The organism is Tsukamurella paurometabola, assembly GCF_900631615.1.
Taxonomy (GTDB): domain Bacteria; phylum Actinomycetota; class Actinomycetes; order Mycobacteriales; family Mycobacteriaceae; genus Tsukamurella; species Tsukamurella paurometabola_A.
Genome location: NZ_LR131273.1, coordinates 859,246 through 884,644 on the forward strand (window position 1 = coordinate 859,246; position 25,399 = coordinate 884,644).

General features: G+C 71.6%; 24 protein-coding genes. 7 read left to right on the forward strand and 17 right to left on the reverse strand.

Features of this window, described 5'->3' with window-relative positions; translation table 11 throughout:
• Positions 1 to 61 precede the first annotated feature (61 nt).
• Genes ccsB through hemL form a run of 6 tightly spaced genes read right to left on the reverse strand, consistent with a single transcriptional unit; the run spans position 62 to position 6,044 of the window.
• Entirely contained in the window at positions 62 to 1,066 is a 1,005-nt protein-coding gene (gene ccsB / locus ELY19_RS04500; protein WP_126195138.1) for a c-type cytochrome biogenesis protein CcsB, read from the reverse strand.
• Complete coding sequence (gene resB, locus ELY19_RS04505) at positions 1,063 to 2,667, reverse strand: cytochrome c biogenesis protein ResB (protein WP_126195139.1); 1,605 nt, start codon at positions 2,665 to 2,667, stop codon at positions 1,063 to 1,065. Before resB ends, ccsB begins: the two co-directional genes overlap by 4 nt.
• Positions 2,667 to 3,452 carry a cytochrome c biogenesis CcdA family protein gene (locus ELY19_RS04510; RefSeq protein WP_126195140.1) on the reverse strand — a complete coding sequence of 262 codons (786 nt, stop codon included), beginning with the start codon at positions 3,450 to 3,452 and terminating at the stop codon, positions 2,667 to 2,669. The genes resB and ELY19_RS04510 overlap by 1 nt, the downstream gene beginning before the upstream one ends.
• Positions 3,452 to 4,072, reverse strand: coding sequence for a TlpA disulfide reductase family protein (locus ELY19_RS04515; RefSeq protein ID WP_126195141.1), 621 nt, complete (start codon positions 4,070 to 4,072; stop codon positions 3,452 to 3,454). Before ELY19_RS04515 ends, ELY19_RS04510 begins: the two co-directional genes overlap by 1 nt.
• A complete protein-coding gene (locus ELY19_RS04520) occupies positions 4,069 to 4,710 on the reverse strand; it encodes a histidine phosphatase family protein (RefSeq protein ID WP_126195142.1) in 642 nt (213 codons plus the stop codon). The genes ELY19_RS04515 and ELY19_RS04520 overlap by 4 nt, the downstream gene beginning before the upstream one ends.
• Positions 4,711 to 4,718: 8 nt before the next feature.
• Positions 4,719 to 6,044, reverse strand: a complete 1,326-nt coding sequence (gene hemL / locus ELY19_RS04525; protein WP_197715983.1) for a glutamate-1-semialdehyde 2,1-aminomutase — start codon at positions 6,042 to 6,044, stop codon at positions 4,719 to 4,721.
• Between the two features lie 181 nt (positions 6,045 to 6,225).
• Here hemL and ELY19_RS04530 point away from each other — a divergent pair, with 181 nt between their 5' ends.
• The 3 genes from ELY19_RS04530 (at position 6,226) to ELY19_RS04540 (ending at position 10,813) form a co-directional block, all read left to right on the forward strand.
• A complete protein-coding gene (locus tag ELY19_RS04530) occupies positions 6,226 to 7,644 on the forward strand; it encodes a WS/DGAT/MGAT family O-acyltransferase (protein WP_126195143.1) in 1,419 nt (472 codons plus the stop codon).
• Between the two features lie 2 nt (positions 7,645 to 7,646).
• Positions 7,647 to 9,137, forward strand: a complete 1,491-nt coding sequence (locus tag ELY19_RS04535) for a carboxylesterase/lipase family protein (protein WP_126195144.1) — start codon at positions 7,647 to 7,649, stop codon at positions 9,135 to 9,137.
• A 101-nt stretch (positions 9,138 to 9,238) separates the two neighbouring features.
• Positions 9,239 to 10,813 (forward strand): alkaline phosphatase D family protein, encoded by a 1,575-nt coding sequence (locus ELY19_RS04540; RefSeq protein WP_126195145.1) that lies wholly within the window; start codon positions 9,239 to 9,241, stop codon positions 10,811 to 10,813.
• Positions 10,814 to 10,818: 5 nt separating this feature from the next.
• Here ELY19_RS04540 and ELY19_RS04545 read toward each other — a convergent pair whose 3' ends face one another.
• Complete coding sequence (locus tag ELY19_RS04545) at positions 10,819 to 12,204, reverse strand: aminotransferase-like domain-containing protein (protein WP_164711514.1); 1,386 nt, start codon at positions 12,202 to 12,204, stop codon at positions 10,819 to 10,821.
• Positions 12,205 to 12,282: 78 nt separating this feature from the next.
• Here ELY19_RS04545 and ELY19_RS04550 point away from each other — a divergent pair, with 78 nt between their 5' ends.
• On the forward strand, positions 12,283 to 12,921 hold the full coding sequence (locus ELY19_RS04550; protein ID WP_227967183.1) for a pyridoxamine 5'-phosphate oxidase family protein: 639 nt from the start codon (positions 12,283 to 12,285) through the stop codon (positions 12,919 to 12,921).
• 51 nt (positions 12,922 to 12,972) lie between these two features.
• Positions 12,973 to 14,946, forward strand: coding sequence for an acyl-CoA dehydrogenase family protein (locus tag ELY19_RS04555; RefSeq protein WP_126195148.1), 1,974 nt, complete (start codon positions 12,973 to 12,975; stop codon positions 14,944 to 14,946).
• Between the two features lie 47 nt (positions 14,947 to 14,993).
• Here the strand turns inward: ELY19_RS04555 and ELY19_RS04560 are convergent, their stop codons facing one another.
• From ELY19_RS04560 to ELY19_RS04590, 7 genes are all read right to left on the reverse strand, one after another.
• Positions 14,994 to 15,914, reverse strand: coding sequence for a MetQ/NlpA family ABC transporter substrate-binding protein (locus tag ELY19_RS04560; RefSeq protein WP_126195149.1), 921 nt, complete (start codon positions 15,912 to 15,914; stop codon positions 14,994 to 14,996).
• Positions 15,911 to 16,621, reverse strand: coding sequence for a methionine ABC transporter permease (locus ELY19_RS04565; RefSeq protein WP_126195150.1), 711 nt, complete (start codon positions 16,619 to 16,621; stop codon positions 15,911 to 15,913). Before ELY19_RS04565 ends, ELY19_RS04560 begins: the two co-directional genes overlap by 4 nt.
• Positions 16,618 to 17,613, reverse strand: coding sequence for a methionine ABC transporter ATP-binding protein (locus ELY19_RS04570; protein ID WP_126195151.1), 996 nt, complete (start codon positions 17,611 to 17,613; stop codon positions 16,618 to 16,620). Before ELY19_RS04570 ends, ELY19_RS04565 begins: the two co-directional genes overlap by 4 nt.
• 63 nt (positions 17,614 to 17,676) lie before the next feature.
• A complete protein-coding gene (locus ELY19_RS04575) occupies positions 17,677 to 18,372 on the reverse strand; it encodes a TetR/AcrR family transcriptional regulator (protein ID WP_126195152.1) in 696 nt (231 codons plus the stop codon).
• A 4-nt stretch (positions 18,373 to 18,376) separates the two neighbouring features.
• On the reverse strand, positions 18,377 to 20,542 hold the full coding sequence (locus tag ELY19_RS04580; RefSeq protein ID WP_126195153.1) for an MMPL family transporter: 2,166 nt from the start codon (positions 20,540 to 20,542) through the stop codon (positions 18,377 to 18,379).
• Between the two features lie 112 nt (positions 20,543 to 20,654).
• A complete protein-coding gene (locus ELY19_RS04585) occupies positions 20,655 to 21,278 on the reverse strand; it encodes a CYTH domain-containing protein (RefSeq protein ID WP_126195154.1) in 624 nt (207 codons plus the stop codon).
• Positions 21,279 to 21,327: 49 nt separating this feature from the next.
• On the reverse strand, positions 21,328 to 21,534 hold the full coding sequence (locus ELY19_RS04590) for a heavy-metal-associated domain-containing protein (protein WP_126195155.1): 207 nt from the start codon (positions 21,532 to 21,534) through the stop codon (positions 21,328 to 21,330).
• Positions 21,535 to 21,679: 145 nt separating this feature from the next.
• Here ELY19_RS04590 and ELY19_RS04595 point away from each other — a divergent pair, with 145 nt between their 5' ends.
• Together ELY19_RS04595 and ELY19_RS04600 are read left to right on the forward strand one after the other, a co-directional pair.
• Positions 21,680 to 22,156 carry an NUDIX hydrolase gene (locus ELY19_RS04595; RefSeq protein WP_126195156.1) on the forward strand — a complete coding sequence of 159 codons (477 nt, stop codon included), beginning with the start codon at positions 21,680 to 21,682 and terminating at the stop codon, positions 22,154 to 22,156.
• Between the two features lie 487 nt (positions 22,157 to 22,643).
• On the forward strand, positions 22,644 to 23,186 hold the full coding sequence (locus tag ELY19_RS04600; protein WP_126195157.1) for an endonuclease domain-containing protein: 543 nt from the start codon (positions 22,644 to 22,646) through the stop codon (positions 23,184 to 23,186).
• A 127-nt stretch (positions 23,187 to 23,313) separates the two neighbouring features.
• Here ELY19_RS04600 and mce1N read toward each other — a convergent pair whose 3' ends face one another.
• The 3 genes from mce1N to hemB are packed head-to-tail and all read right to left on the reverse strand — an operon-like array spanning position 23,314 to position 25,381.
• On the reverse strand, positions 23,314 to 23,811 hold the full coding sequence (gene mce1N, locus ELY19_RS04605; protein ID WP_126195158.1) for a transport-regulating membrane protein Mce1N: 498 nt from the start codon (positions 23,809 to 23,811) through the stop codon (positions 23,314 to 23,316).
• Complete coding sequence (locus tag ELY19_RS04610; RefSeq protein ID WP_126195159.1) at positions 23,808 to 24,413, reverse strand: hypothetical protein; 606 nt, start codon at positions 24,411 to 24,413, stop codon at positions 23,808 to 23,810. Before ELY19_RS04610 ends, mce1N begins: the two co-directional genes overlap by 4 nt.
• Positions 24,389 to 25,381, reverse strand: coding sequence for a porphobilinogen synthase (gene hemB / locus ELY19_RS04615; RefSeq protein WP_126195160.1), 993 nt, complete (start codon positions 25,379 to 25,381; stop codon positions 24,389 to 24,391). The genes ELY19_RS04610 and hemB overlap by 25 nt, the downstream gene beginning before the upstream one ends.
• Positions 25,382 to 25,399 lie beyond the last annotated feature (18 nt).

Here is a 25,399-nt window from a genome sequence, read left to right on the forward strand (position 1 = left end):
TTCTCGTACGCGGGTCGCCGGGCCCGCGGCGGGCCGCGGTGCCCGGGATCAGCGGGCGGGATCAGCCTGCGTAGGAGTGCAGGCTGCCCGTCGCGAAGTAGTTGATGATGAACAGGTTGAACACGATCACCGCGAAGCCGAGGATGTTCAGGTAGGGCGCGGCCTTGCGCCACACCGACGTCGCCCGCGCGTGCAGGTACGCCGCGTAGAGGACCCACGCGATGAACGAGGTGGTCTCCTTCGGGTCCCAACCCCACGGCCGGCCCCACGCCGCCTCGGCCCACACCGCGCCGCAGATGACGCCCGCACTGAACAGGGGGAAGGCGACGATCACCGTGCCGTACGCGACGCGGTCGAGCACCTGCGTGGACGGGATGGCCTGCAGCAGCCGCCCGCCGACGCCGGAGGTGACGGTGACGGAACCGTCGGGCAGCTCGAACCGGCGGCGGATCAGGTACAGCAGGCTGGCGACGCCGGACACCAGGAAGATGCCGGCGCCGATCGACACGATCGAGACGTGGATCGCGAGCCAGTAGGACTTCAGCGAGGGCACCACGGGACCGGCGGTCGTGTACAGCACGCCCTCGGCGACGAACATGAAGATCAGGATCGGGACCAGCACGAACCCGAGGATCGGGCGGGCCTCGGGCTTGCGCAGCAGCACCAGCGAGGCCAGCACCGCGCCCGCGCACATGATCGACATGAACTCGTACATGTTGCCCCACGGCATGCGGCCGGTGGCGACACCGCGCAGCACGATCGAGCTGACGTGCACGAGCAGTCCCGCGACCACGAGGGCGTAGCCCATGCGCCCGATCCGCTCGGACTTCGTGCGCCGCGGACCGTCGTCGACCACCCGCCCGGGAGTGTTCTCGGTGGCGATCGGTCCGCCTCCCGCGGCGACGAGCTCGCGCTTGCGGTCGCGCGCGGCGGTCGCGTCCACCTGCGATGTCGCGAGCTCGATGACCATCAGGACCAGCGCGAGGGCGTAGATCCCTGTCGCGCTGGTGAACAGCACGTCGGCGAAGTTCGCCAGGTCGACGTTGGTCTCGGTTCCCATGGTCATGCCACTTTCTCACCGTCGGGGCCGACCAGGCGGTCGGCCAGTGCTTCGAAGTCCTCGGTCCACCCGGCCTCGTCGGTGCGGGCCAGTCCGGCGATCTCCATCACGGTACCGCCGTGCTCGCGCGGGGTCAGCCGCACGAACACCCTCCGGCGCCGCACGGTCAGCGAGACGATGAGCCCGCCGAGCATCCCGATCGCGAACACCAGCGTCCAGTTCTGCGCCGGGTTGTGGCTGACCTGGAGCGCCGCGAAGTTGGTGACCCCGTCGAAGCGCACCTGGGTGCCGTCCTCGAGCGTGGTCGACTGTCCCACGCCGAGGTTCACGCGGGCCTTCTTCTCGAGCCGCTTCGAGTCGATCTGGTCGCGGCTGAGCGAGAAGATGTTCTGCGGCTTCCCGGTGTCGAGGCCGGTGTCGCCCTGGTAGATGTCCACCGCGACGGCCGGATCGTTCGGTGCGGGGAACCGCGAGGTCAGCAGCGTCCCGTCGAGCTGCTTGGTGGGGGCGAGCAGCCCCTCGATCCCGATCTGCTTGGTGCGCCGCTCGTCCTCGGTGCGGTACAGCTCGGCGGGCGGGTCGAAGCGCAGCGCGCCCGAGGAGAGGAAGTTGACCTTGTCCTGCGGCGCGAACTGCATCGTCTGCGTGCGGACGGCGCCGTTCGGGTAGGTCACGGTGAACGTTCCGGCGTAGCCGTGGCCGAGCATGTAGACGCGCACGCCCTCCATGCGGAGCGGCTTGTTGACCTCGATCGCGTACTTCTTCCACGTGTCGTTGCGCAGGCCCTCGCTGTCCTGGTACGAGGCCATCGTGCGGAACATGTCGGGCTGCGCGTTCGGCAGGAAGGTGGCCTGCACCTCGTCGGCCTTGAGGCAGAAGGGCGCGAGCCCGGTCCCGTCGACGAGGTTGCCGGCGCGGAAGTTGTCGTAGTTCGACGAGGTGTTGCAGAAGCCGTCGTCGCCGGCGATGACGATGCGCGAGCCCTCGTAGGAGAACTGCTGGCCGACACCGATCGCGATGAGGATGCCCACCAGCGAGATGTGGAAGATCAGGTTGCCGGCTTCGCGGAGGTAGCCCTTCTCGGCGGAGACGGTGACGGTGGCGCCGCCATCGGTGCCGGCCTCGGCGGCCTTTTCCACCCGGGCGATCTTGCGCCAGCCGCGCAGGCCGGCGAGCACCGTCTGCGCCGCGGCCTCGGGATCCTGGTCGCTCTCGCGGGTGGTGTGCCGCGGCAGTCGCGACAGGTTGCGGGGCGTCGCGACGGGCGGGGTGCGCAGGGCGCGGAAGTGTTCGACGGTCCGCGGCAGGATGCAGCCGACGAGCGAGACGAACAGCAGCGCGTAGATCGACGTGAACCACACCGACTTGAAGACGCCGAAGAACTGCAGCTCGTCCATGATCTCGCCGAGCCTGCCGTGGTCGGCGATCCACTTCGCGGTGGCCTCGGCCTCGACGTCGCGCTGCGGCAGCAGCGCGCCGGGCATCGCCGCGACGGCGAGCAGGAACAGCAGGACCAGCGCGGTCTTCATGGACGTGAGCGAGCGCCACGCGTTGCGGACCGCGGCGACGGCGCGGCGGAGTGGGGACTGTTTGACGGGTGTGGTCATCAGATCGGCATCACTGTGTTGGAGACGAAGAGGCGGCGCACCAGGTCGATGAACTCGGCCCAGTAGCCGGTGACCAGCGCGACGCCGACGGCGATCATCAGCACGCCGCCGAAGATCTGGATGCGGCGCGAGTTGCGGCGCAGCCAGCCGACGGCGCGGACGGCCACCGTCGACCCGAGGGCCAGGACGATGAAGGGCAGGCCGAGACCCGCGCAGTAGGCGACGATGAGGACCGCACCGCGGGCGGGCTCGGCGTCGGTGCCGACGACGATGGACAGGATCCCGGCCAGTGTGGGGCCGATGCACGGGGTCCAGCCGAGCGCGAAGACGCCGCCCAGCAGCGGCGCGCCGGCGAGGGTGGTCCACTGTCGCGGCGCGAAGCGGACATCGCGCTCGAGCATCGGGACCAGGCCGATGAAGGCGAGCCCCATGACGATGGTGACGACCCCGCCGATCCGCATGAGGGTGTCGGCGTTGAGCCGGATCGACGTGGCGAGCCCGAACACCGACATCGTCATCAGCAGGAAGACGGCGGTGAAGCCGGCGACGAACAGGATCGCGGCGCCCATGACGCGCCAGCGGCCCGCCCGCGCCCCCGCCTTCGCCTCGTCGACGGTGGCGGCCGGCGCCTCGGCGCCGACGAGCCCTGCCAGGTACGACAGGTAGCCGGGCACGAGCGGCACGATGCACGGCGAGGCGAAGGAGACGAGCCCCGCGAGCAGGCACGCGCCGAGCGCGAGCAGCAGCGGCCCGGAGACGGCGGCGTTGGCGAAGGCGTCCCCCATCAGCCCTCCCCCAGGACCTTCTCGATCGTGGCGGTGAGTTCCTTCTCGCCGACGGTCGTGAGGTAGGAGGCGGCCACGCGGTGCTGCCGGTCGAGCACGAAGGTCATCGGCACGACGGTGGTCGGGTACTGCTCGCCGATGGCCAGCAGCGTCTTGCCGGGCGGGTCGTAGATCGACGGGTAGGTCAGGCCCTGCGAGCCGATGAAGTCGCGGGCGGCGTCGTCGCCGGCGGTCTCGCGGACGTTGATGCCGAGGAACTGCACGCCCTTGTCCTTGGTGGCGAGGTAGGTGCGTTCGAGTTCGGGGGATTCGATGCGGCACGGGGCGCACCAGCTGCCCCACACGTTGACGACGACGACCTTGCCGGCGTAGTCGGAGAGCTTGATCGTGGTGTTCGGGTCGGTCACGCTGCGCCCGGACAGGTTCTCGACGGTGCTGCGCTGCCCGGGCTCGTAGAACTGCCGGACCTTGCCGCCGGGCGCGATGACGCCGCCCTTGCTGGCCTGGTCGGAGAGCTGGACGCAGCCGGAGGTGCCGAAGGCGACCGCACCGGCGACGAGGAGCGCGGCGGCGCGGCGGGCGGTCGTGGCGCGCGCGGCGCCGCGGCGGGCGCGCCTCACGCGCCGCGCACCAGCGGGTCGGTGGCGCCCGCCGGCTCGGAGTACACGATGTCCACGAGCTCGTCGCCGTCGTAGACGAGGCTGGTGAGCGAGGCGAGGGAGCACTGCCGGTTGCGGGGGTCGTGCCAGAGCCGCTTGCCCTCGAGGTGGCGGCGCAGGGTCACGACGGGCAGCTGGTGGCTCACCAGGACGGCCTCGTGGCCGCGGGCGCGCTCGCGGGCGATGTCGACGACGCCGACCATGCGGTGCGCGATCTGCAGGTAGGGCTCGCCCCACGAGGGCGTGAAGGGGTCGCGCAGCTTGGGCCAGTGCTTGGGCTGGCGCAGGGCGCCGTCGCCGACGGCCACCTTGAGGCCCTCGAACCGGTTCCCGGCCTCGATGAGCTCCTCGTCGGTGATGATCGACAGTCCGTGGGAGGCGGCGATGGGGGTCGCGGTCTCCTGGGCGCGCTGCAGCGGCGAGGCGAAGACGGCGGTGATGTCGTGGTCGGCGAGCGTGTCGGCCACCGTCTGCGCCTGGGCCCGGCCCTTCTCGGACAGGCGGAACCCGGGCAGGCGCCCGTAGAGGATGCCGTCGGGGTTGTGCACCTCGCCGTGCCGCATGACGTGCACGATCGTCGTTTCGGGGGTGGCGGTCATCGGGCCTTCTATTCTGTCGCCGCGGCGGCCGCGCGGGCGGCGGCGGGCAGTGCCGCCTCGATGGATGCGAAATCGTCGTCGCTCAGCGCGGCGGAGACGAACCACGCCTCGAAGGCGCTGGGCGGCGGGTAGATCCCCTGCTCGAGCAGGGCGTGGAAGAACGGCGCGAAGCGGAAGGTCTCGGCGGCCTTGGCCTGCGCGTAGTCGGCGACGGGGCCGTCGGTGAAGAAGACGGAGACGAGGTTGCCGGCGTACTGGACGTGGTGCCGCACGCCCTCCGCGGTGAGCGCGTCACCGATGAGCCCGCCGAGGCGGATCGAGTTCGAGTTGAGCTGGGCGTACACCTCGTCGGTCGCGTTCTGCAGCGTGGCGAGGCCCGCGGCCACGGCGACGGGGTTCCCGGACAGCGTGCCGGCCTGGTAGACGGGGCCGAGCGGCGCGAGATGGCCCATGACCTCGGCGGACCCGCCGAACGCCGCAGCGGGCAGGCCTCCCGACATGACCTTGCCGAAGGTGAACAGGTCGGCGTCCACGGGGTCGAGGCCGTACCAGCCGGACCGGCTGACGCGGAAACCCGTCATGACCTCGTCGAGGATGAGGAGGGCACCGTCGGCCCTGGTGATCTCGCGCAGGCCCTCGTTGAAACCCGGCGCCGGGGGCACGGCGCCCATGTTCCCGGCGGCGGCCTCGGTGATGACGGCCGCGATCTGACCGGGGTACTGGGCGAAGGCCGCGCGGACGGCGGCGAGGTCGTTGTAGGGCAGGACGACGGTGTCGGCCGCCTGCGCGCCCGTCACGCCGGGGCTGGTGGGCAGGCCCAGGGTGGCGACGCCGGAGCCCGCGTCGGCGAGCAGCGCGTCGACGTGGCCGTGGTAGCAGCCGGCGAACTTGATGATCTTGGCGCGGCCGGTGACGCCGCGGGCCAGGCGGACGGCGCTCATGGTGGCCTCGGTGCCGGAGTTGACCAGGCGCACCCGGTCGACGGGCGCGACGCGGGCGATGATCTCCTCGGCGAGCGCGACCTCGGCCTCGGTGGGGGCGCCGAAGCTCAGGCCGGTGGTGGCGGCGCGCTGCACGGCGTCGACGACGGCGGGGTGCGCGTGGCCCAGGATCATCGGCCCCCAGCTGGAGACCAGGTCGACGTAGGTGTTGCCGTCGGCGTCGGTGAGCTGCGAGCCCGCGGCGCTGGTGATGAACCGCGGGGTGCCGCCGACGGCCGAGAAGGCACGCACCGGGGAGTTCACCCCGCCGGGGATGGAGCGGGCCGCGCGCTCGAAGAGGGCGGCGCTGGCCGGGGCCGCTGTGTCGCTACCGGGGACGATGGGAGAACTCACGACCTCCAGTCTCCCAAACGAGGGCAAGTCGTCAACTACAGGGTGTAGGAGTTCAGCGGAAATCCGCCTCGTCGGGCGGATCGAAAGGCGATACGACTTCGACAACGCCCGTAGCGGCCGCACCCTATAGTGGAACAGGTTCCACCCACGGGGCCGCGCCGCGCACGGTAGGAGTAGAGCCATGGAACGACTCAGCGGGCTGGACGCCTCCTTCCTCTATCTCGAGTCCCGGTCCCAGCTGATGCACGTCAGCGGGATCCTCGAGCTGGATCCCGGCACCGTCGAGGGCGGCTACCGGTTCGAGGACCTGCGCAGTGAGCTGGCGCGGCGGATCACCGCGATGCCGGCCTTCCGGCGCAAGCTGCACGACTCCGTCGTGAACCTCGACCACCCCGTGTGGGTGGAGGACGAGTCCTTCGACATCGAGGCGCACGTGCACCGCATCGCGGTCCCCGCACCCGGCGGCGAACAGGAGCTCGCGGAGCTGTGCGCGCACATCGCGGGCCAGGCGCTGGACCGCAGCAAGCCGCTGTGGGAGATGTGGGTCATCGAGGGCCTCGCCGACGGGCGGATCGCGATCATGATGCGCATGCACCACGCGGGCGTCGACGGGGTGACCGGCGCCGGCCTCATGGCCCAGCTGTGCTCGCTCACCCCCGAACCGCCGGCGCTCGACCCGGCGATGGTGGACAAGTCCACGGGCGGGGCGCCGCTGCTCGCCCTCGCCGCCGACGGTGCGAGGAACGTCCTGCTCCGCCCGCTGTCGCTGGTCTCGCTGCTCCCCCGCACCGTGCCGGTCCCCGTCCGGTGGTGGACCCGCTCGCGCCGCGGCGCGGCCATGCCCGCCCCGTTCAGCGCGCCCCGCACCTCGCTGAACAGCTCCATCACCGGCCACCGCGCCATCGCCTTCGCCTCGGTGCCGCTGGCCGACGTGAAGAAGGTCAAGGACCACTTCGGCGTCAAGGTCAACGACGTGGTGCTCGCGGCCTGCTCGGGCGCGATGCGCGAGTTCCTGCACGACCGGGGCGAGCTCCCCGAGCAGCCGCTGGTCGCGATGATCCCCGTCTCGGTGCACGAGGCGGAGATCGGCGCGACGCTCACCGAGGGCACCAACAAGGTGACGGGCATGTTCACCCGCATGACGACGGACGTCGACGCCCCGGTCGCGCGGCTGGAGGCGATCCGCGAGCGGGTCGCGACGAGCAAGGAGCATCACGGCGAGCTCGACGACAACCTGCTCCGCTCGTGGGCGCAGTTCGCGCCGGCGTCGATCATGCAGATCGGCGCCCGGATCTACGGCGACAACAACCTGCCCGAGCTGCACCCGGTGATCTACAACCTGGTGATCTCCAACGTCCCGGGCCCCGACTTCCCCCTGTACTTCCTGGGCGCGCGGATCCACTCGATGTACCCGCTGGGGCCGGTCTTCCACGGTGCGGGCCTCAACGTGACGGTCTTCTCGCAGGAGGGCACACTGAACATCGGTGTGATCGCCTGCAAGAAGCAGGTGCCCGACCCGTGGCCGATCGTCCGCGCCTTCGAGCGCGACATCGCGGCGCTGGTCGCGGCCGTCGATGCGGCCAGGAACGAGGAAGGCTGACCATGACCGAGGGCCCGCGGGTACGGATCGACAGCGGCGAGATCTCCGGCCGCGACCAGAAGACGGTGCACGCCTACCGCGGTATCCCGTACGCGCAACCGCCCGTCGGGCCGCTGCGTTACCGCGCGCCCCAGCCGGTCGAGCCGTGGGCCGGGGTCCGCTCGGCGACGGAGTTCAGCGCGGCCGCCCCGCAGAACAAGAAGTACACGCTGGTCGGCTTCCGCGAGTACCAGCCCACCAGTGAGGATTCCCTCACGCTCAACGTGGTCGCGCCGGCCCGCGAGGCGACGACGCCGCGCCCCGTGATGGTCTTCATCCACGGCGGGGCGTACCTCATGGGCAGCTCCGCGACGCCGCTGTACTACGGCAACTCGCTGGTCGAGCGGGGCGACATCGTCTACGTCTCGATCAACTACCGCCTCGGCGCCCTCGGCTACCTCGATCTCACGGAGTTCTCCACCGCCGAGCGCCCCATCGACGGGAATCTCGGCCTGCGCGATCAGGTCGCGGCCTTGGAGTGGGTGCACCGCAACATCGCGGCGTTCGGCGGCGATCCGGGCAACGTCACGATCTTCGGCGAGAGCGCGGGCGGCAACGCCGTCACCACGCTCCTCGCGACGCCCGCGGCCCGCGGACTGTTCCACCGCGCGATCGCGCAGAGCTCGGCCCCCGGGCTCACCGTCGACGCGGTGACCGCACGCGGCTGGGGCAAGCGGTTCGTGGAGATCATCGGCGGCCCCGAGCACATCGACACGGCCACCTCCGAGGAGCTGGGCCGCGCCGGCAACCGGCTCATGGGCGAGCTCAACCGGGAGCAACTCGGCGTGGTGCCCTTCGGTCCCACGGTCGACGGTGACTACCTCCCGGAGGACCCGGAGGTCGCGATCGCGGCCGGACGGGGCGCGCAGGTGCCGCTCATCATCGGCACGAACCGCACCGAGGCGACGCTGTTCACGAAGATGCCCGGTATGGGCAAGCCGTCGGCCGAGCGGGCGGCGCACACCGTGGGTGCCACGACGGAGGGTTTCGCGCCGCTCGCCGCCGCCTACCCGGGCTTCCCGGACGTCGCGTCGCTGAACCGGATCATCGGCGACTACATGTTCTGGGCGCCGTCGCTGCGGATCGCGCAGGCGCACGCCAAGCACGCGCCGACATACTTCTACCGCTACGACTTCTCCCCGAAGACGCTGGATCTCCTGGGCTACGGCGCCACGCACGCCTCCGAGCTGATGGCCGTCTTCGGCGTCTACCACGGCACCACGGGGTGGGTGCTCGGCGCGCTCGGCGACCGCCGCATCGCGATGCGCGTCTCCGACGGCATGCAGCGCGACTGGATCACGTTCGCCCGCACCGGCCGCCCGGCCGGCGAGTGGCCCACGTACAACGGCACCTCCCGCGCGACGCTGGTGATCGACGACCGGAACCGCATCGTGTACGACCCGTCGCCCGAGATCCGCCGCGCGTGGGACGCGTTCGAGGCCGCCCGCCGCTGAGTCGGGTCCCGGCGTCCCGGCGCCGCACCGCCGGCGGTGCGTTCACCGGGTGCTCATGTCGGCGACGCGCCCGCGTCACCCCGGGCGGGCACGGTGCAGGTATGCCCTCGCCTTTCGTTTCCCGTCGTACGTTCCTCCTCGGCGCCGCGGGAGCCGCGGCCCTGGCCGGCGCCGGCTGCGCGCCGGGCGGCCCGGCCGCGCCGAGCGCCTCGCGGAGCGCCACGCCCCGCGGCGACCTCTTCGCCCTGGGCGTCGCCTCGGGCGATCCCGCCCCCGACGGTGCGGTGCTCTGGACCCGCCTGGCCCGCGATCCCCTCGCCGACGACGGCATGGGCGGGATCCCGGCGCGGGCCTTCCCCGTGCAGTGGGAGGTGGCCGAGGACGAGCGGTTCGCGAAGGTCGTGCAGCGCGGCGACGCGACGGCGGCGCCCGAGGCCGGGCACAGCGTCCACGTCGAGCTGGCGGGCCTGCAGCCCGGGCGGGAGTACTTCTACCGCTTCCGCGCCGAGGGCGCGCTGTCGCCGACGGGGCGCACGCACACCACCCCGGAGCCCGGCGCCATGACGCCGCTGGCGATGGCCTTCGCCAGCTGCGCGCAGTACGAGCACGGCTATTTCACCGCGTACCGGCACATGGCGGAGGAGCGGCCGCAGCTGATCCTGCACCTCGGCGACTACCAGTACGAGTACGAGGCCGGCGGGTACGAGCTCAAGACCGGGAACGTGCGCGACCACCGCGGCCCGGAGACCGTCACGCTGGCGAACTACCGGCAGCGGTACGCGCAGTACAAGTCCGATCCGGATCTGCAGCTGGCGCACGCGGCGGCGCCGTGGGTGGCGGTGTGGGACGACCACGAGGTCGACAACAACTGGGCCGGCGAGGTCTACGAGAAGCCGGAGAAGCCGCAGCCGGACTTCCTGGAGCGGCGCCGCGCGGCGTTCCAGGCGTACTACGAGAACATGCCGCTCCGGCGGGCGCAGGTGCCGAACGGGTTGTCGCTGCGCCTGTACCGCCGCGTGCAGTGGGGCGACCTCGCCACCTTCCACATGCTGGACACCCGCCAGTACCGCGACGATCAGGTCGGGAACGACAAGGTGCCGGCCACCGACCCCGAGAACCGCAACCCCGCCCGCAGTCTCACGGGCGCGGAGCAGGAGCGCTGGCTGCTCGACGGGTTGCACGCGTCCCGCGCCCGCTGGGACGTGCTCGGCCAGCAGGTGATGTTCGCCCCGATCGATTACGACCCCACCGACGCCGCCGGCTACAACCCCGACGCGTGGGACGGCTACGTCGGGTCGCGCGACCGCGTGATCGACGGCTGGCAGGCGGCGGGCACACGCAATCCGGTGGTGCTCACCGGCGACGTGCACACCCACTACGCCAACGACATCCGGCGCGGCGACGCCGTGGTGGCCTCCGAGCTGACGGCCACGTCGATCACCAGTGGCGGCGACGGCTCCGCGGAGCTCGACGAGAAGGGCAAGGCGCAGCTGCGCGACAATCCGCACATCCGGCTGCTGCGCAACCAGCGCGGCTACATCAGCACCCGGATCACGCCGGAGACCGTCCGCGCGGATTACCGTGTGCTGCCGTACGTCTCGAAGCCGGGTGCACCGGTGGAGACGGCGGCGTCCTTCGACATCCGCGACGGGGTGCGCGGACTGCAGCGGGTCTGACGGCGTCAGGCGCGCAGCAGCGCGATGATCGCGTCGGCGCGGGTCTCGGGGATCAGCGCGTAGGACAGCAGCATCGCCGTGTCGGCGACGTCGCCGGCGGCGAGCGCGTGGGCGGCGAGCGTCGAAACGCGGTAGCCGTGCCGGGCCAGCGCCGCCACGGCCGCGCGGAGAGCAACCTCCGAGCCCAGGTCGACGGTGAGATGCAGCCCGGCATCGGCGCCCAGCACGAGCGCGTCCGGGAGGTGGTGCGCGAGGGCGCGCCGGACGGCCGCACGCCGCGCGCCGTAGGTGCGGGCGGCCCGCGCGACGTGGGCGTCCCAGGCGCCGGAGTCGAGGAAGTGCGCCAGCATCGAGGCCGCGGCGCCGTCGACGCCCGCGCTCGATCCGTGCCCCGCGTGCGGCAGCCCGCGCAGCGACGCGGGGACCGCCGCCCACGCGAGCCGCAGCTGCGGGGTCAGCGCCTTCGAGGCGGTGCCGAGGTAGACCACGTGATCGGGCGCCAGGGTCTGCAGCGCCGGCAGGGGCGCCACGTCGTAGGAGAACTCGCCGTCGTAGTCGTCCTCGACGATCACGCTGTCGGTCGCCCGCGCCCAGTCGACGAGGTCGAGCCGCCGCGCCATGGAGAGCCGCACGCCAGTCGGGTACTGGTGCGCCGGCGTGGTGTAAACGAGGCACCGGCGGCGCGGCAGCCGGTCGACGACGAGGCCGTCGCCGTCGACGGGCACGCCCACGACCTCGTTCCCGGTGGCGCGGAAGGCGTCGAAGGCCCGCCGGTAGCCGGGCGTCTCCACCGCGATCAGAGCGCCGAGCTCACCGGCGATGGCGGACAGCGCGGGGTTGACGCCGGGGAACAGCCGCAGGTCGCCGGGCGCGGCGCGGACGGCGCGCCGCCGCCGCAGGTGCACGGCGAGGGCCTCCTGCAGGGCCGCGACGTGCGGCGCGGGCGAGGCCGTGGGCGGGAGCGAGACGGCGTGCCGCCAGGAACTGCGCCACCGGCGCTGGTCGATGAGGGTCACGTCGGGCACGCCCGGCTCCAGGCTCACGACGCCCGGGTCCGACGGTGCGGCCGCGGCGCGGCGCGGCGCGGGAGCGGCGTGGAGGGCGTGCGCGAATCGGTCCGTGCCGGGCGCGATGCGGGTGCCGCTGCCGGGTACGGCCGTCGTCACACCCATCGCGGCCAGCGTGTCGTACGCGGCGATCACGGTGTTCCGGGCGACGCCCAGCCCGGCGGCGAGCGCCCGCGACGACGGCAGCGCATCGCCGGGGTGCAGGGCGCCGCGGTCGAGCCCGTCGAGGACGGCCTCGGCGATCGCCGTGCTGGAGCGCGCGCCGGGGCCGGCGTGCGCGCGGGTGGTCCAGAAGTCGGGCAGCGACGCGGGCGGGCGGGGCACTCGACCACAATACTGGTTCTCGAAAGTTACAGATTCTGGATCTTCTGCTGATCCGGTATCGCCCGCAGGATGGATCGCATGGACCAGCTCACGCGATACCCCCAGCGCGGCGGCGACCGCCGCCTCCTCGACGAGATCCTCGACGAGGGCGTCGTCGCCGTGCTGTCGACGGTGGCCGACGGCCTGCCGTGGTCGATCCCGATCGCCTACGCCCGCGTCGGCGAGCGGATCGTGCTCCACGGTTCGACGGGCGCCGGCGCCCTGCGGCACGTGGCCGCGGGCGCCCCGGCCACGGTGACGGTGACCCACCTCGACGCGCTGGTGGTGGCCGACACCGCCTTCGACCACTCGATGAACTACCGCTCGGCGGTGCTGCGGGGCGTCCTCGAGCCCGTGACGGTCGACGGCACGGAGCTGCTCGACGCGTTCACGGACGCGCTGCTGCCCGGCCGCAGCGGCGAGCTCCGCGCCCACACCCGCAAGGAGCTCGCGGCGACCACGGTGCTCACCCTCCCGATCACGGAGGACAACTGGATCGCGAAGGCGCGCACCGGCGGAGCGTCGTCGAGCGAGGGCGGCTGGTCGGGTGTGCTGCCGCTGCGGAAGGGCTACGCACGCATCGAGCCCACCCCCGGGCAGGACCTGCCGGTGCCCGCCTCGGTCCGGGCCGCGGTCGACGGCGGCCGGGCGGAGGACCGCCGTGCGTACGCCTCGTGATCCCCCTCTCGGAATCGGCATGAATCGCCCCCGCTCGGTACGGTTGGGGGCATGAGTGCTCCGACCTCGCCGGCATCGTCGCCCGAACTGACCGCAGCGCTGCGCGCCATCCTCGACGGCCGGTGGGCCGCCACCCGGGACGTCGTGCGCGCCCAGATCCAGGACGGGAACGTGGTCCCCAAGACGGGGCTGAGCCTGGACGAGTACCGCGAGCTGATGCTCTCGCAGATGAAGGACATGGTGCCGCTGGGCTTCCCGGCCGACGGCTTCAAGGCCGAGCACGGCGGCACCGGTGACGTGGGCGCCGCGGTCACCGCGATCGAGACGCTCGGCTACGGCGACCTCTCGCTCATGGTCAAGGCGGGCGTGCAGTGGGGCCTGTTCGGCGGCGCGGTGGAGAATCTGGGCACGCAGTACCACCACGACACCTACGTCAAGGGCCTGATCGACCTCGACGTGCTCGGCTGCTTCGCCATGACGGAGACGGGCCACGGCTCCAACGTGCAGGAACTCGAGACCACCGCCACGTACCTCCCGGAGACGGACGAGTTCGAGATCCACTCCCCCACGTCCAGCGCACGCAAGGACTACATCGGCGGCGCCGGCAAGCACGCGCGCTGGGCCACGGTCTTCGCGCAGCTCATCACCGGCGGCCCGGGCGAGGAGCCCACGGGCCGCGGCGTGCACTGCTTCGTGGTGCCGATCCGCGACGAGAACGGCGACGACCTGCCCGGCGTCACCACCTCCGACTGCGGCTACAAGGGCGGCCTGCCCGGTGTGGACAACGGCCGCATCGTCTTCGACCACGTGCGCATCCCGCGCCGCGAGCTGCTCAACCGCTACGCGGACGTCGCGGAGGACGGCACGTACTCCAGCCCCATCGAGTCCGACAACAAGCGCTTCTTCACGATGCTCGGCACGCTGATCCGCGGCCGCGTCACCGTCGGCGCTGCGGCGGGCGCCGCGGGCCGCCTCGGCATCACCCTCGCTACCAAGTACGCGCTGGTGCGCCGCCAGTTCGACGCGCCGGGCGGCGAGAACGAACTGCTGCTGCTCGACTACCGCACGCATCAGCGCCGCCTGCTGCCGCTGGTCGCCCGCGCCTACGCCTTCGCGATCGCCCAGAACGAGCTCACCGCGGAGCTGCACGAGCTGCAGACCGCCGACCCCGACTCCGTCGATCCCGACTACGCCCGCGAGATCGAGGGCAAGGCCGCGGCGATCAAGGCCGGCCACACCCGGCTCGCCTCGGACGCGATCAGCGCGGCCCGCGAGGCCTGCGGCGGCGCCGGCTACCTGTCCGAGAACCGGCTCCCGCTGCTGCGCGGCGACATCGACGTCTTCACCACCTTCGAGGGTGACAACCTCGTGCTCACGCAGCTCGTCGCCAAGGAGCAGCTGACGGCCTACGCCGCCGACGTCCAGGGCCTCGACGCCGTGGGCTGGGTGCGCTTCGTCGCCGAGATGGCGCGCGACGTGGTGCTCGAGAAGACCGCCGCCCGCCAGGTGGTGCAGACGCTGCTCGACGACTCCGACGAGGACACCGAGGAGAGCGAGCTCACCCACCCCGGCACGCAGCTGCGCCTGCTCCGGAACCGCGAGGACCACCTGCTGCGCACCGCGGCCGCCCGCATGCGCCGCGCGAAGGAGGAGGACGCCGACCCGCTCGAGGTCTTCACCGAGACCCAGGACCACCTGATCAAGGTGGGCGAGGCGCACATCGAGCGCATCGTGCTCGAGTCCTTCGTCGACGCGATCACCGACGTCACGGACCGTGAGACCCGCGACGCCCTCAAGCTGATGCGCAACCTGTACGTCTACTCGCTGCTCGAGCGCGACCTCGGGTGGTACCTCATGCACCGCCACGTGTCGGTGGAGCGGGCCAAGGCCATCCGCCGCGGCGTGAACGAGCTGTGCGGGAAGGCCCGCCCGCTCGCCGAGTCGCTGGTGGACGCCTTCGGCATCCCCGCCGCCGCCCTCGACGTGCCCATGCTGGACCCCGCCAACAGCGTCGCCGTCCGCTAGCCCGGTGCCGCCCCGCGCTGGTGCGGGGCGGCACCGGAGCCGCTGTCCTACAGCGGCAGCAGGATTTTCTTCACGCGCGGGTCGGTGCGCAGGAACTCCTGCACCGCAGGGTCCTTGAAGGCGGCGACGAGGTTCTTGATGTTCTCGCTGTCCTTCCACCTGCTGCCGATGGTCAGCTGGCCGGCGAACTCGTCGGGCGCGGGCGGGGCGAAGATCTCCTTCTCGATGCTCACGCCCGCGGCGAGGTAGTACTCCGTGTAGCCGACGGCGGCGTCGAGGTCCGGGAGGGCACGGGTCTGCGCGGCGAAATCGAGCAGGGTGAACTGCAGGTTCTTCGGGTTCGACGCGATGTCCTTGACGGTGGCCTGCCACTTGTTCACGCCCGGCTTGAGGGTGATGAGCCCGGCGCGCTCGAGGAACCACAGCCCCTGGGCCTCGTTGGCCGGGTCGGAGTACAGCGAGACCTTCGCGTTCTGCGGCAGCTGTCGCGGGTCGGTGTACTTGTCGGAGAACAGCCCGAAGCCCCACCGGAAGACGGGCGTCGCGGCCTCCTCCCGGAAGTCCGGGTTGGCCTGCAGCACCTGGCCGAGCCACAGCTTGTGCTGGTAGACGGTGGCGGCCACCTCGCCCTCGCTGACGGCGCGGTTGATCGTGGTGGAATCGGCGAGTCCCTTGAACGCGACGGTGATCCCGTGCCTGGGGGCGACGTCCTTCGCCACGAACTCGATGAGCGCCTGCTCCGCCGCGTTGCCCTCCGTGGTGGCGACCAGCAGGGTGGCGCCGGCGGTCTCGTTCGCGGTCTTCGCGTCGGACCCGCCGAAAGCGCGCCAGCCGACGAGCCCGGCCACCACGAGCACGACAATGATCACCGCGCCGATGACGAGGGGGCGGCGCGAGCCGCGCGTGGTGAAGCCGTGATCGTCGTCGGCGGGAGGCGCGGCGGGCGTGGGGGTTTCGGTGTCGCTCATGCGAGGGCCTTTCGGAGGACGGTCTGTTCGGGGGTGAGGTGCCGCACGAGCGCGTCGCCGGCGAGTTGGATCGCGGTGACCACCACGATGAGGACGACGATGGTGGCGATCATGACGCCGTGGTCGAAGCGCTGGTAGCCGTAGGTCACGGCGACGTAGCCGAGGCCGCCGGCACCGATCGTGCCGGCGATCGTGGAGTACTCGATCATGGCGATGGTGTTGATGGTGAGGCCGCCGACGATGCCCGGCAGTGCCTCGGGGATCTGTGCGCCCCAGATGATCTGGGCGTTGGATCCGCCGGAGGCCTTGGCGACGGTCACCACGTCGGGCGGCAGGGCGCGCAGGCTGTTCTCGACGATGCGGGCGAAGAAGGCGATGCCCGCGATGGACATCGGGACGACGGCCGCGGCGATGCCGATGTTGGTGCCGGTGAGCAAGCGGGTGAACGGAATGATCGCCGTCATGAGCACGAGGAACGGCAGCGACCGGCCGATGCTGATGACCCACGTGAGCGGTTGGTGCAGAGCGGGTCTCGCGAGCAGACCGCCGGGCGCGAGGTTGTGCACCAGGGCTCCGAGCGGCACGCCGACGACGAGCACGATCACCATGACGAGGCCGACCATGACCACCGTGTCGCGCAGAGCGGGCAGCACGAGGTCGGGGATCTCGGCGAGCGGCACCGTGATCCCGGAGGCGAGGTGGGTCATGCCGGCACCGCCTCGCGGGTGTCGGCCCCGGTGCGCAGCCCGAGGCCGCGCGCGGCGTCGAGGACGCGCCCGAGGTCACCGTCGTCCACGCCGATCGTGACGGTGCCGATCGTCACGCTCCCGACGGCCTGCACGGACGCCGAGAGCAGTGCCACCGCGGCACCCGTCTCGAGGGTGATCCGGCTGAGCCAATCGGCCGGCACGGCGGTGTCGTAGGTCAGGCGCACCGTCGTCTGGCCCGACGGTGCCGGCGCCGCCGGTCCGGTGGCCCGCAGCGCCTCGCCGAGCACTGATGCCGGGTCGGTGAGCAGGTCGACGAGGGCACCCTGTTCGGCGAGGACGCCGTGATCGAGACGGGCGGCGCTGTCGGCGACGCGGACGATGGTGTCCATCTCGTGGGTGATGAGCACGACGGCGGGGTTCAGCTCGTCGCGCACGTCCCGCAGCAGGTCGAGGTACTGCGCGGTGGCCTCCGGGTCGAGGCCCGACGTGGCCTCGTCGGAGAGCAGGACCTTGGGCCGCAGCGCCAGCGCGCGGGCGATGCCGACGCGTTGGCGTTGGCCCCCGGACAGCTGGTGCGGGTAGTGGCCGGCCTTGTCCGCCAGGCCGACCCGGTCGAGGAGTTCGGCGACGCGGGCCCGCGTCTCGCCCTTGGTGACGCCGAGGTACTCCAGCGGCAGCGCGACGTTCTCGGCCGCGGTGCGCCGCCGCAGCAGGCTCGAGGCCTGGAAGACGGTGCCGATCCTCCTCCGGGCGGCCCGCAGCTGCGATTCGGGCAGCGCGGTGAGGTCCTGCCCACCGATCGCGACGGTGCCGCTCGTCGGCCGTTCCAGCAGGCCCAGGCACTGCGCGAGCGTCGACTTCCCGGCACCGCTGGGGCCGACGACCGCGAAGATCTCGCCCGCGGCCACGGTGAAGCCCACGTCCCGGAGCACGGGCGTCGCCGCCGCGCCGGACCCGTAGGTCTTGGTGAGGTTCCGCACCTCGATCATCTGTCCTCCTCGGGATGTGAGGAACACAGTGCGGCACGACGGGCCGCCGCGCAGCGGTTGCGGTCAGCCTGATCCGAGCGGGCCCTGGCCGCGGAGCTCGCGGACCAAGCGAAGCGCACCGGCACCGTCGGGCAGCTCATCCATCCCTGCGGTCAGCGCCATCCCGAGGCAGGCACCGCTGATCACGCGGTCGGCGTACTCCAGCGGATCGCCCCACGGCAGGAAGGGCTTCGCGACGAGAAGGGACGCGACGCCGTGCACAACGGTGAGCATCCGCAGCGCGATGGGCTGGGGGTCCCCAGGCGGGTAGTACCCCAGCTCCTGCAAGTCGCGGACGTTCTGCTCGAGGTGTGCGAAGGCCGCGGTGTTCAACACCACGTCGACATCGGAGGCGTAGTCCGATGGGGTCATCGCCGCGAGCCGGTACAGCTCAGGCGTGGCGAGCGCGAACCGGACGAAGGCGAGTCCCTGCGCTCGCGCCGCGTCGAGCGGGGTGGGTGCGCCGGCCTCGGCCTCAGACAGGGCATCATCGAGCTGCCCGAGGTACCGGGCAACGACCGCCGTGAGGAGGGCATCCTTGTCCGGGTAGTGCAGGTAGATCGACGGCGGGGTGACCCCGGCGCGCTGCGCCACGGCCCGGATCGACACGGCCTCGGCGCTGCCCGTCTCGATGAGCAGGTCCGTGGCGGCGTCGAGGATCTCGGCCGCCAGCCGCTCCCCGTCGCCGCGTTTGTTCCGCCGCCGTCGTGCCTGCTCCATAGCTTCAGGATTCTCGCAGACCCACGCGGTCGTACAGCCGCTTCATCGGCGCGGGCGCCCACCAGTTCCACACGCCGGCCACCCGCATGAAGGCGGGGACGAGCAGCATCCGGATCAGGGTGGCGTCCAGCAGCACCGCGATCATCATGCCCACGCCGAACATCTTCATGAACGAGACGCCTGCGAATCCGATGGCGGCGAAGACGATCGCCATGAGCAGCGCCGCGGCGGTCACCACGCGGCCGGTGCGGGTGATGCCCATAGCGACGGCCTCGTCGTTGGCCGCGTGGTCCTTGGCCGGGGCGTGGTCCCAGAACTCCTTGATCCGCGACAGCAGGAACACCTCGTAGTCCATGGAGAGACCGAAGGCGATGCAGAACATGAGGACGGGCATGTTCGCGATGATCGCGCCGGTCACCGTGGTGTCGAGCCCGCCGAGCCAGCCCCACTGGAAGATCGCCACCAGCGCGCCGAACACCGCCGACAGCGAGATCACGTTCATCACCAGGGCCTTGAGCGGCAGTACCAGCGAGCCCGTGAGGAGGAACAGCAGCAGGAAGGTGGTCACCGCGATCACGATGAGCACCGTCGGCAGGGTGTCGAGGATCGACTGCACGGAGTCCCGGTTGAGCTGCGCGGAACCGCCGAAGGTCGGGGGCGCGGGCGCCTGCACCTCGTGCAGCCGGTCGAGCTGGTCGGAGGCCGCCTGGGAGAGCGGGTCGAGCGTCGACGAGACCAGCAGCAGTGCGGTCCCGTTCGCCGCCCGGGCGGTCGGGTCACCGTCGGCCACGCGCTGCCCGGCGAGGTACGTGCCCGACGGTGCCACCACCGCCCCGGTGTCCGGCACCTGCGAGAGGCGCACGGCGTAGTCGGCCACGGCACCGTCGTCGACGGGGTCGGTGAGGACGATGCTGACCTGGCCGGAGGCGTCCTCGGCGAAGTCGGAGCGGATGGTGTCGCCGACCTGGTGCGAGGTCGCGGTCTTCGGCAGCACGCGGTCGTCCGGGAAGCCGAAATGGATGCTCAGGAATGGAGTCCCGAGGATCAGCAGCAGTGCGATGAGCGCCAGGCCGATGGGTACGGCGCGCCGCAGCACGGCCCGGGTGAGCCGGTAGAAGTGGCTGTCCTGCGGTGCGGGTTCCGCGCGGCGGCGGCCGATCTTCAGGGCGTCCACCCGGTCGCCGAGCACCGTGAGGATCGCGGGCGTGAGGATCAGCGTGGCGAGCGCGGCGAAGGCGACCACGGCGACGCCGGCGTAGGCGAAGGAGCGCAGGAAGTACATCGGGAAGATCGCCATCGCGGCCAGCGACAGGCCGACGATGACCGCGGAGAACAGCACGGTGCGGCCGGCGGTGTTCATGGTGCGGCGCAGGGCCTCCGGGCGGTCGCTGCCCGCGGCCACCTCTTCGCGGTAGCGGGAGATCACCAGCAGCGTGTAGTCGATCGCCAGCGCGAGCCCCATCGCGGTGGTGAGGTTGAGCGCGAAGATCGAGACGTCCGTGAACGTGGTGAAGGCACGCAGGATGCCGGTGGTGGCGATGATCGCCGCGATGCCGATGAGGACCGGGATGGCCGCCGCGATCAGCCCGCCGAACACCCACACCAGGACCAGGAAGGTGATGGGGATGGCCACGGCCTCGGCGAGCAGCAGATCACTCGAGGACTGGTCGTTGATCTGGGCGTAGCTGTACGCCTGGCCGCCGGGCGTCATGGTGACCGGCGCGGGCGGCGCCGGGAGCTCCCCGACGATGGCCTTCGCGTTGAGCGGGGCCCGGGACTCGCCGCCGGCGATGGCGGCGACGATGAGCGCGGTGCGCTTGTCCTCGCTGAGCAGCATCGGGGTGGGCGTGGAGAAGCCGTCGACGACGCTCTCGACGCGGCCGTCGGCCTTGAGGCGGTCGACCAGGCCGCGGCCGTACGCGCCCGCGGCGGCCTCCTGCCCCTCGGGGATCGAGACGGCGAGGACGAGCGGCAGCCCGCCGCGGTGGAAGTCGTCGGCCATGCGGTTGTAGGTCTGCATGGCCTCGGCCTGCGGGTCGACGTAGCCGCCGGCCTGCAGCTTGTCGGCGACGCCGGCTCCCGCGAAGCCCAGCGCGGCGAGCAGGATCACGGCCAGCAGCAGGACGGCCTTCGCGCGGCGCGCGACGAAGCGGGTGAGTGCGTCGATCATCGTGCGTCCCCTTCCAAATGTATTAACGACGTTAAGTTAACAGTGTTAATACAGGGGACGTCAACCGACCACGGGCGGAGATCGATCTCCGCCGCCGAGGGAACGAGGGACCTCAGACGCCGCCGAGGCGGTTCTCGCCGAGGGAGTGCACGAAGCGCGGGCCGAGAAGGGCCAGCTCGCGGGCGTAGGCGTCCGCCCAGCCGCCGAACGGGATGTGCGCCAGGTACTCGTTGCGGAAGCGGTCGTCCTCGGACACCTCGGTGGCGCAGAAGTCGGGGATCGCGAGGTCGGTCACGGGACCGCCGCGCTCCACCTCCGCCATCACGAGCGGGGCGTTCGCGCCCAGGAAGTCGTCGATGACCCAGCCGTCCTCGCCGAGCCACATGGAGTAGCGCACCTTGGCGACGACGTGCTCGGCGCGGCGCACGATCTGGCCGGCGACCAGGGCGTCGAGCTCGCGTTCGGCCTCGTAGCGGGTGCCGCTCACGGCCGGCCCCTTGGCCGTCATCGTCCCGGTGGTCACGCCGTCGAGCGCATCGACGAGGGCCCCGGGATCGTCGGCGAGTTCCGCCGGCGCCGGCCCCTGCACGCGAACGCGGACGGCGTAGCCGTCGGCGGCGAACAGGTACGCCTGCACGATGAGGGTCGGAGCGGGGTCGAGCGCAGCGGCCTCGGGGACCTCGCGCACGAAGAACTTGCGCTCGAACTCGAAGTCCCCGAAACCCTGCTCAGACATGCCCCCACCGTAACCGGTCGGGGCGGCGATCCGCGCGAAGCGGGACCGCTCAGACCAGCGTGTAGCCGGCTTCCTTCACGGCTGCCTCCACCGCGTCGCGCGCCAGCTCGGCCTCGCTCGCCACGGTCACGGCGCCGGTCTCGACGTTCACCTCGACGCCGGTCACGCCGCCGAGCTCCGAGATCTCCTCGCGCACCGACGACGCGCAGTGCCCGCAGGTCATGCCGGTCACGGTGTACGTGGTCTCCACTGCCATATCTCGCTCCTTCACCACTGGCGCGATCGTCGCGCACCTCGAATGGTACCCCCTAGGGGTATCGGGCCGCCACCGCGGCCGCACCACCACCGTGCCCCACCTCGCGGCGCGCGTCTCCCCGCGGATCGGTTCGTACTCTAGAAGCATGCCCATTCCCGAGTACGTGCGCCGCGTCCGCACGAAGATCGGCACCGACCTGCTGTGGCTGCCCGGCGTCGCCGCGGTGGTCGTCAACGAGACCGGCGAGGTCCTGCTCGGCCGCCGCGCCGACACCGGGGAGTGGGCGTCGATCGCCGGCATCCTCGAACCCGGCGAGCAGCCCGCCGAGGCCATCGTCCGCGAGATCCGCGAGGAGGCCGGCGTCGAGGCGGAGGTGCTCGACCTGCTGTCGATCCGCACCGACGAGCCCGTCCACTACCCGAACGGCGATGTCGCGCAGTACCTCACGCTGCTGTTCCTGTGCCGGTACGTCGACGGCGAGGCACACGTCGCCGACGACGAGTCGCTCGAGATCGCCTGGTTCCGCCCCGAGTCGCTGCCGCCGATGCCGCCGCGGCAGACCGAGCGGATCCGCCGCGGCCTCGCCGCCCTCCGCGGCGACACCCGCCCGGCCTGGCAGTAGCCGTTCCGAAAGTCGAATCGAGCGCGGCGGGACGGCGATACATGCCGCCCCACCTCGCTCGATGGAAGTTTCGGGAGCGGCTCCGTCCACAGGTGTGCGTACGAAACCTTTTTCGTCCACAGGCGAGCGGTTTTCCGGCCCGACGCGGCGTCGGCTGCGACGACGATCTGAGCGTGAACGAACTGATCGCGGAGGTCGCCGCGCAGAACGGCGGTGTCGTCGGCCGCCGCCACCTGGTCGGGCTCGGCGTCGATCCGGCCGACGTCGCCGAGCTCGTGCGGGCCCGTGTCCTGATCCCGATCCGGCGCGGTTGGTACGCGACCGCGACCGCGAGCCCGGAGGTCGTCACGGCGGTCGAGGCCGGGGCGACACTGACCTGCCTCTCGGCGCTGGCTCGCACACCCGGGATCTGGATACCACCGGTCGCCAAGCGCACCCACGTGCGGTGGCCGGCGCACCGCCGCACGCCGCTCAGAACACAGAAGGGGTGCCGCGGCCAGTCTCGCTGGGGACCTCGTTGCGGGCTGTCGATCCGCTGCACCTCGCTCTGCAGTGCGCCGTCAACTGCATCGACGAGGACTACGTCGTGGCCGTCCTGGATTCGCTTCTCCGATCGCCCGACCCGCACACCGTGCAGGAGGTGCGCGACGTCTTCGAGGGTGCACCGTTGCGGATCCAGCGGCTGCTCGGCGATCTGGATCCGGCCGCGCAGTCGGGCACCGAGTCCGTGACGCGCCATCGACTCCGGTCGGCGAACATCCGCGTGCGCAGCCAAGTGACGATTCCCACGGTGGGACGAGTGGATCTGCTCGTCGGCGACCGGCTGATCATCGAGTGCGACAGCAGGGGATTCCACGACGACGCACACCAGCGCAGAGAGGACGCGCGGCGCGACCGGAAGTCGACCGTCGGCGGCTACCACGTTCTGCGTATCGACTACGCCGACGTCATGTTCGGCTGGGACAGCGTGTTCGCCGACATCACCGACATGGCGTGCTCCCGGCGACACCTCGGAGCGGTCCGGATCTGAAACTCCACTCCATCGGGGCGGGGCGAAGAATATCGTCGCCCCGGCCCGATGGAGTCGACTTTCGGAACTCAGACCACGTACAACGGCAGGCGCAGGGCGCACGGCCGCCGCGCTCATCGGCTGAGGCTCAGTTCCCGGGCCGCGCCGCCAGCAGCGGTTCCAGAGCCGCGCGCAGGGCGTAATCGTTGCGGGCCCAGGCCTGGACGACGGAGCCGTCGGTGAGCTGGATCCCCATGCCGTACCGGCGCCGCGGCACGGTGCGCAGCCGCCCCATGGCGCGGGCTGTGGACCAGGCCGGGAAGTCCTCGGGCTTCGCCTTACGGGGATGATCGGGCGCCTTCCCGGGGAGGATCCGGGCGATCTCGGCGACGGGGATCGTCTCCTCGCCGCAGCGCAGCTCCTCGGGCGTGATCGCCATCGAGACGTGAGTGCGGCCGGCCGTGACCTGCAGCCACACGAAGGCCTGGGTGGCGAGACCCAGCAGCAGCCAGATCCACCACTCGGAGGTGCGGCCGGCCAGCAGCCATTGCGTGAGGATCATCCCCACCGTCGCCACGGGCACGATCAGCAGCCACACGCGCGAGAGCCCCCGCTCGGCGTAGAGCGGTGCCGCGGACCCGCTCACCGGCGAGCCGCCGTCACGCCCGGATTGCAGTACTCGAGCGATTCGCGGCTGTTCGCGCAGATGATCGCCCCCACCACCGCGATCGCCGCGAGGATCGCCGGGATCGCGACTGTGGCGTTGTGCGAGAAGAAGGCCATCACGCCCTGCACGAGGACGAACGCGGCGACGAACTGCAGCGCGAGCCGCGCCCAGTTCTGCCCGCGCCACAGGAAGTACACGAGGACCGCGGCCACAGCGACGCCGACGACGACCGTGACGATCGCGAGAACGAAGGTCGCGGTGTCGTACTGCTCGAAGGTCTTGTACTGCTCGCGTGAGGTCCGCGCGAGGAAGCCGTCGCCCTCACGCATGGCATCGAACTGCTCTCGCAGCTCCTTCGAGCCGCGCGTCGAGATCGCCTGCGCGACGCGGGAGATCGCCGCCGCGAGGATCACGAAGATCCACAGCTGCACGGAGAGTTTCACATCGTCGGGCCGGGGCCCGCGCTCGGGCTTGGGCACGGGCGGCGGCGCGGGCCAGGTGGGCGGCTGCGGGCCGGGACCGGGCCAGACGGGGCCCTGGTGGTGGAATCCTCCGCTCACCAGGTTCCCCTGTTCAGCCATCCCGCCGCCTCGGTCGCCCAGTACGTGAGCACGATGTCGGCGCCGGCGCGACGGATCGACAGCAACGACTCCCGGATCGCGGCGTCACGGTCGATCCAGCCGTTCTGCGCCGCGGCGGTGATCATCGCGTACTCCCCCGAGATCTGGTACGCGGCAACGGGGACCGGCGACGCGGCGGCCACGTCGGCCAGCACGTCGAGGTAGCTCATGGCGGGCTTGACCATCACGATGTCGGCGCCCTCGGCGAGGTCGAGCTCCAGCTCGCGCAGCGACTCCCGCCGGTTCGCGGAATCCTGCTGGTACGTCCGGCGGTCGCCCTGCAGCGACGAGCCGACGGCCTCGCGGAACGGGCCGTAGAACGGCGAGGCGTACTTCGCGGTGTACGCGAGCAGCGAGACGTCCTGGTGGCCGGCGGCATCCAGCGCGGAGCGCAGGACGCCGATCTGGCCGTCCATCATCCCCGACGGTCCCAGCATGTGCGCGCCCGCATCGGCCTGCGCGACACCCATCAGCACGTAGCGCTCCAGGGTGGCGTCGTTGTCGACGCGCCCGGCACCGTCGAGCACGCCGCAGTGGCCGTGCGAGGTGAACTCGTCCAGGCACGTGTCCGCCATGACCACGGTCGCGTCGCCGAGGTCGTCCCGCAGGGCCCGCAGGCCGCGGTTGAGGATCCCGTCGGGGTTCCACGACGCGCTGCCCTCGGCGTCCTTGTCGGCGTCGTCGGGGACGCCGAACAGCATGATCCCGCCGATGCCCTCGCGCACGGCCTCCTCCGCGGCGGCGCGCAGCGAGTCGACGGTGTGCTGGACGACGCCCGGCATCGACGAGATCGGCAGCGGCGCGTCGATCCCGTCGCGCACGAACATCGGCAGGACGAGCTGCCGGGGCTCCACCGAGACCTCGGCGACGAGCCGCCGGACGGCGGGCGTGCTGCGCAGCCTGCGGGGACGGACCTGAGGAAAACTCATGGTTCCAGCCTACGGACG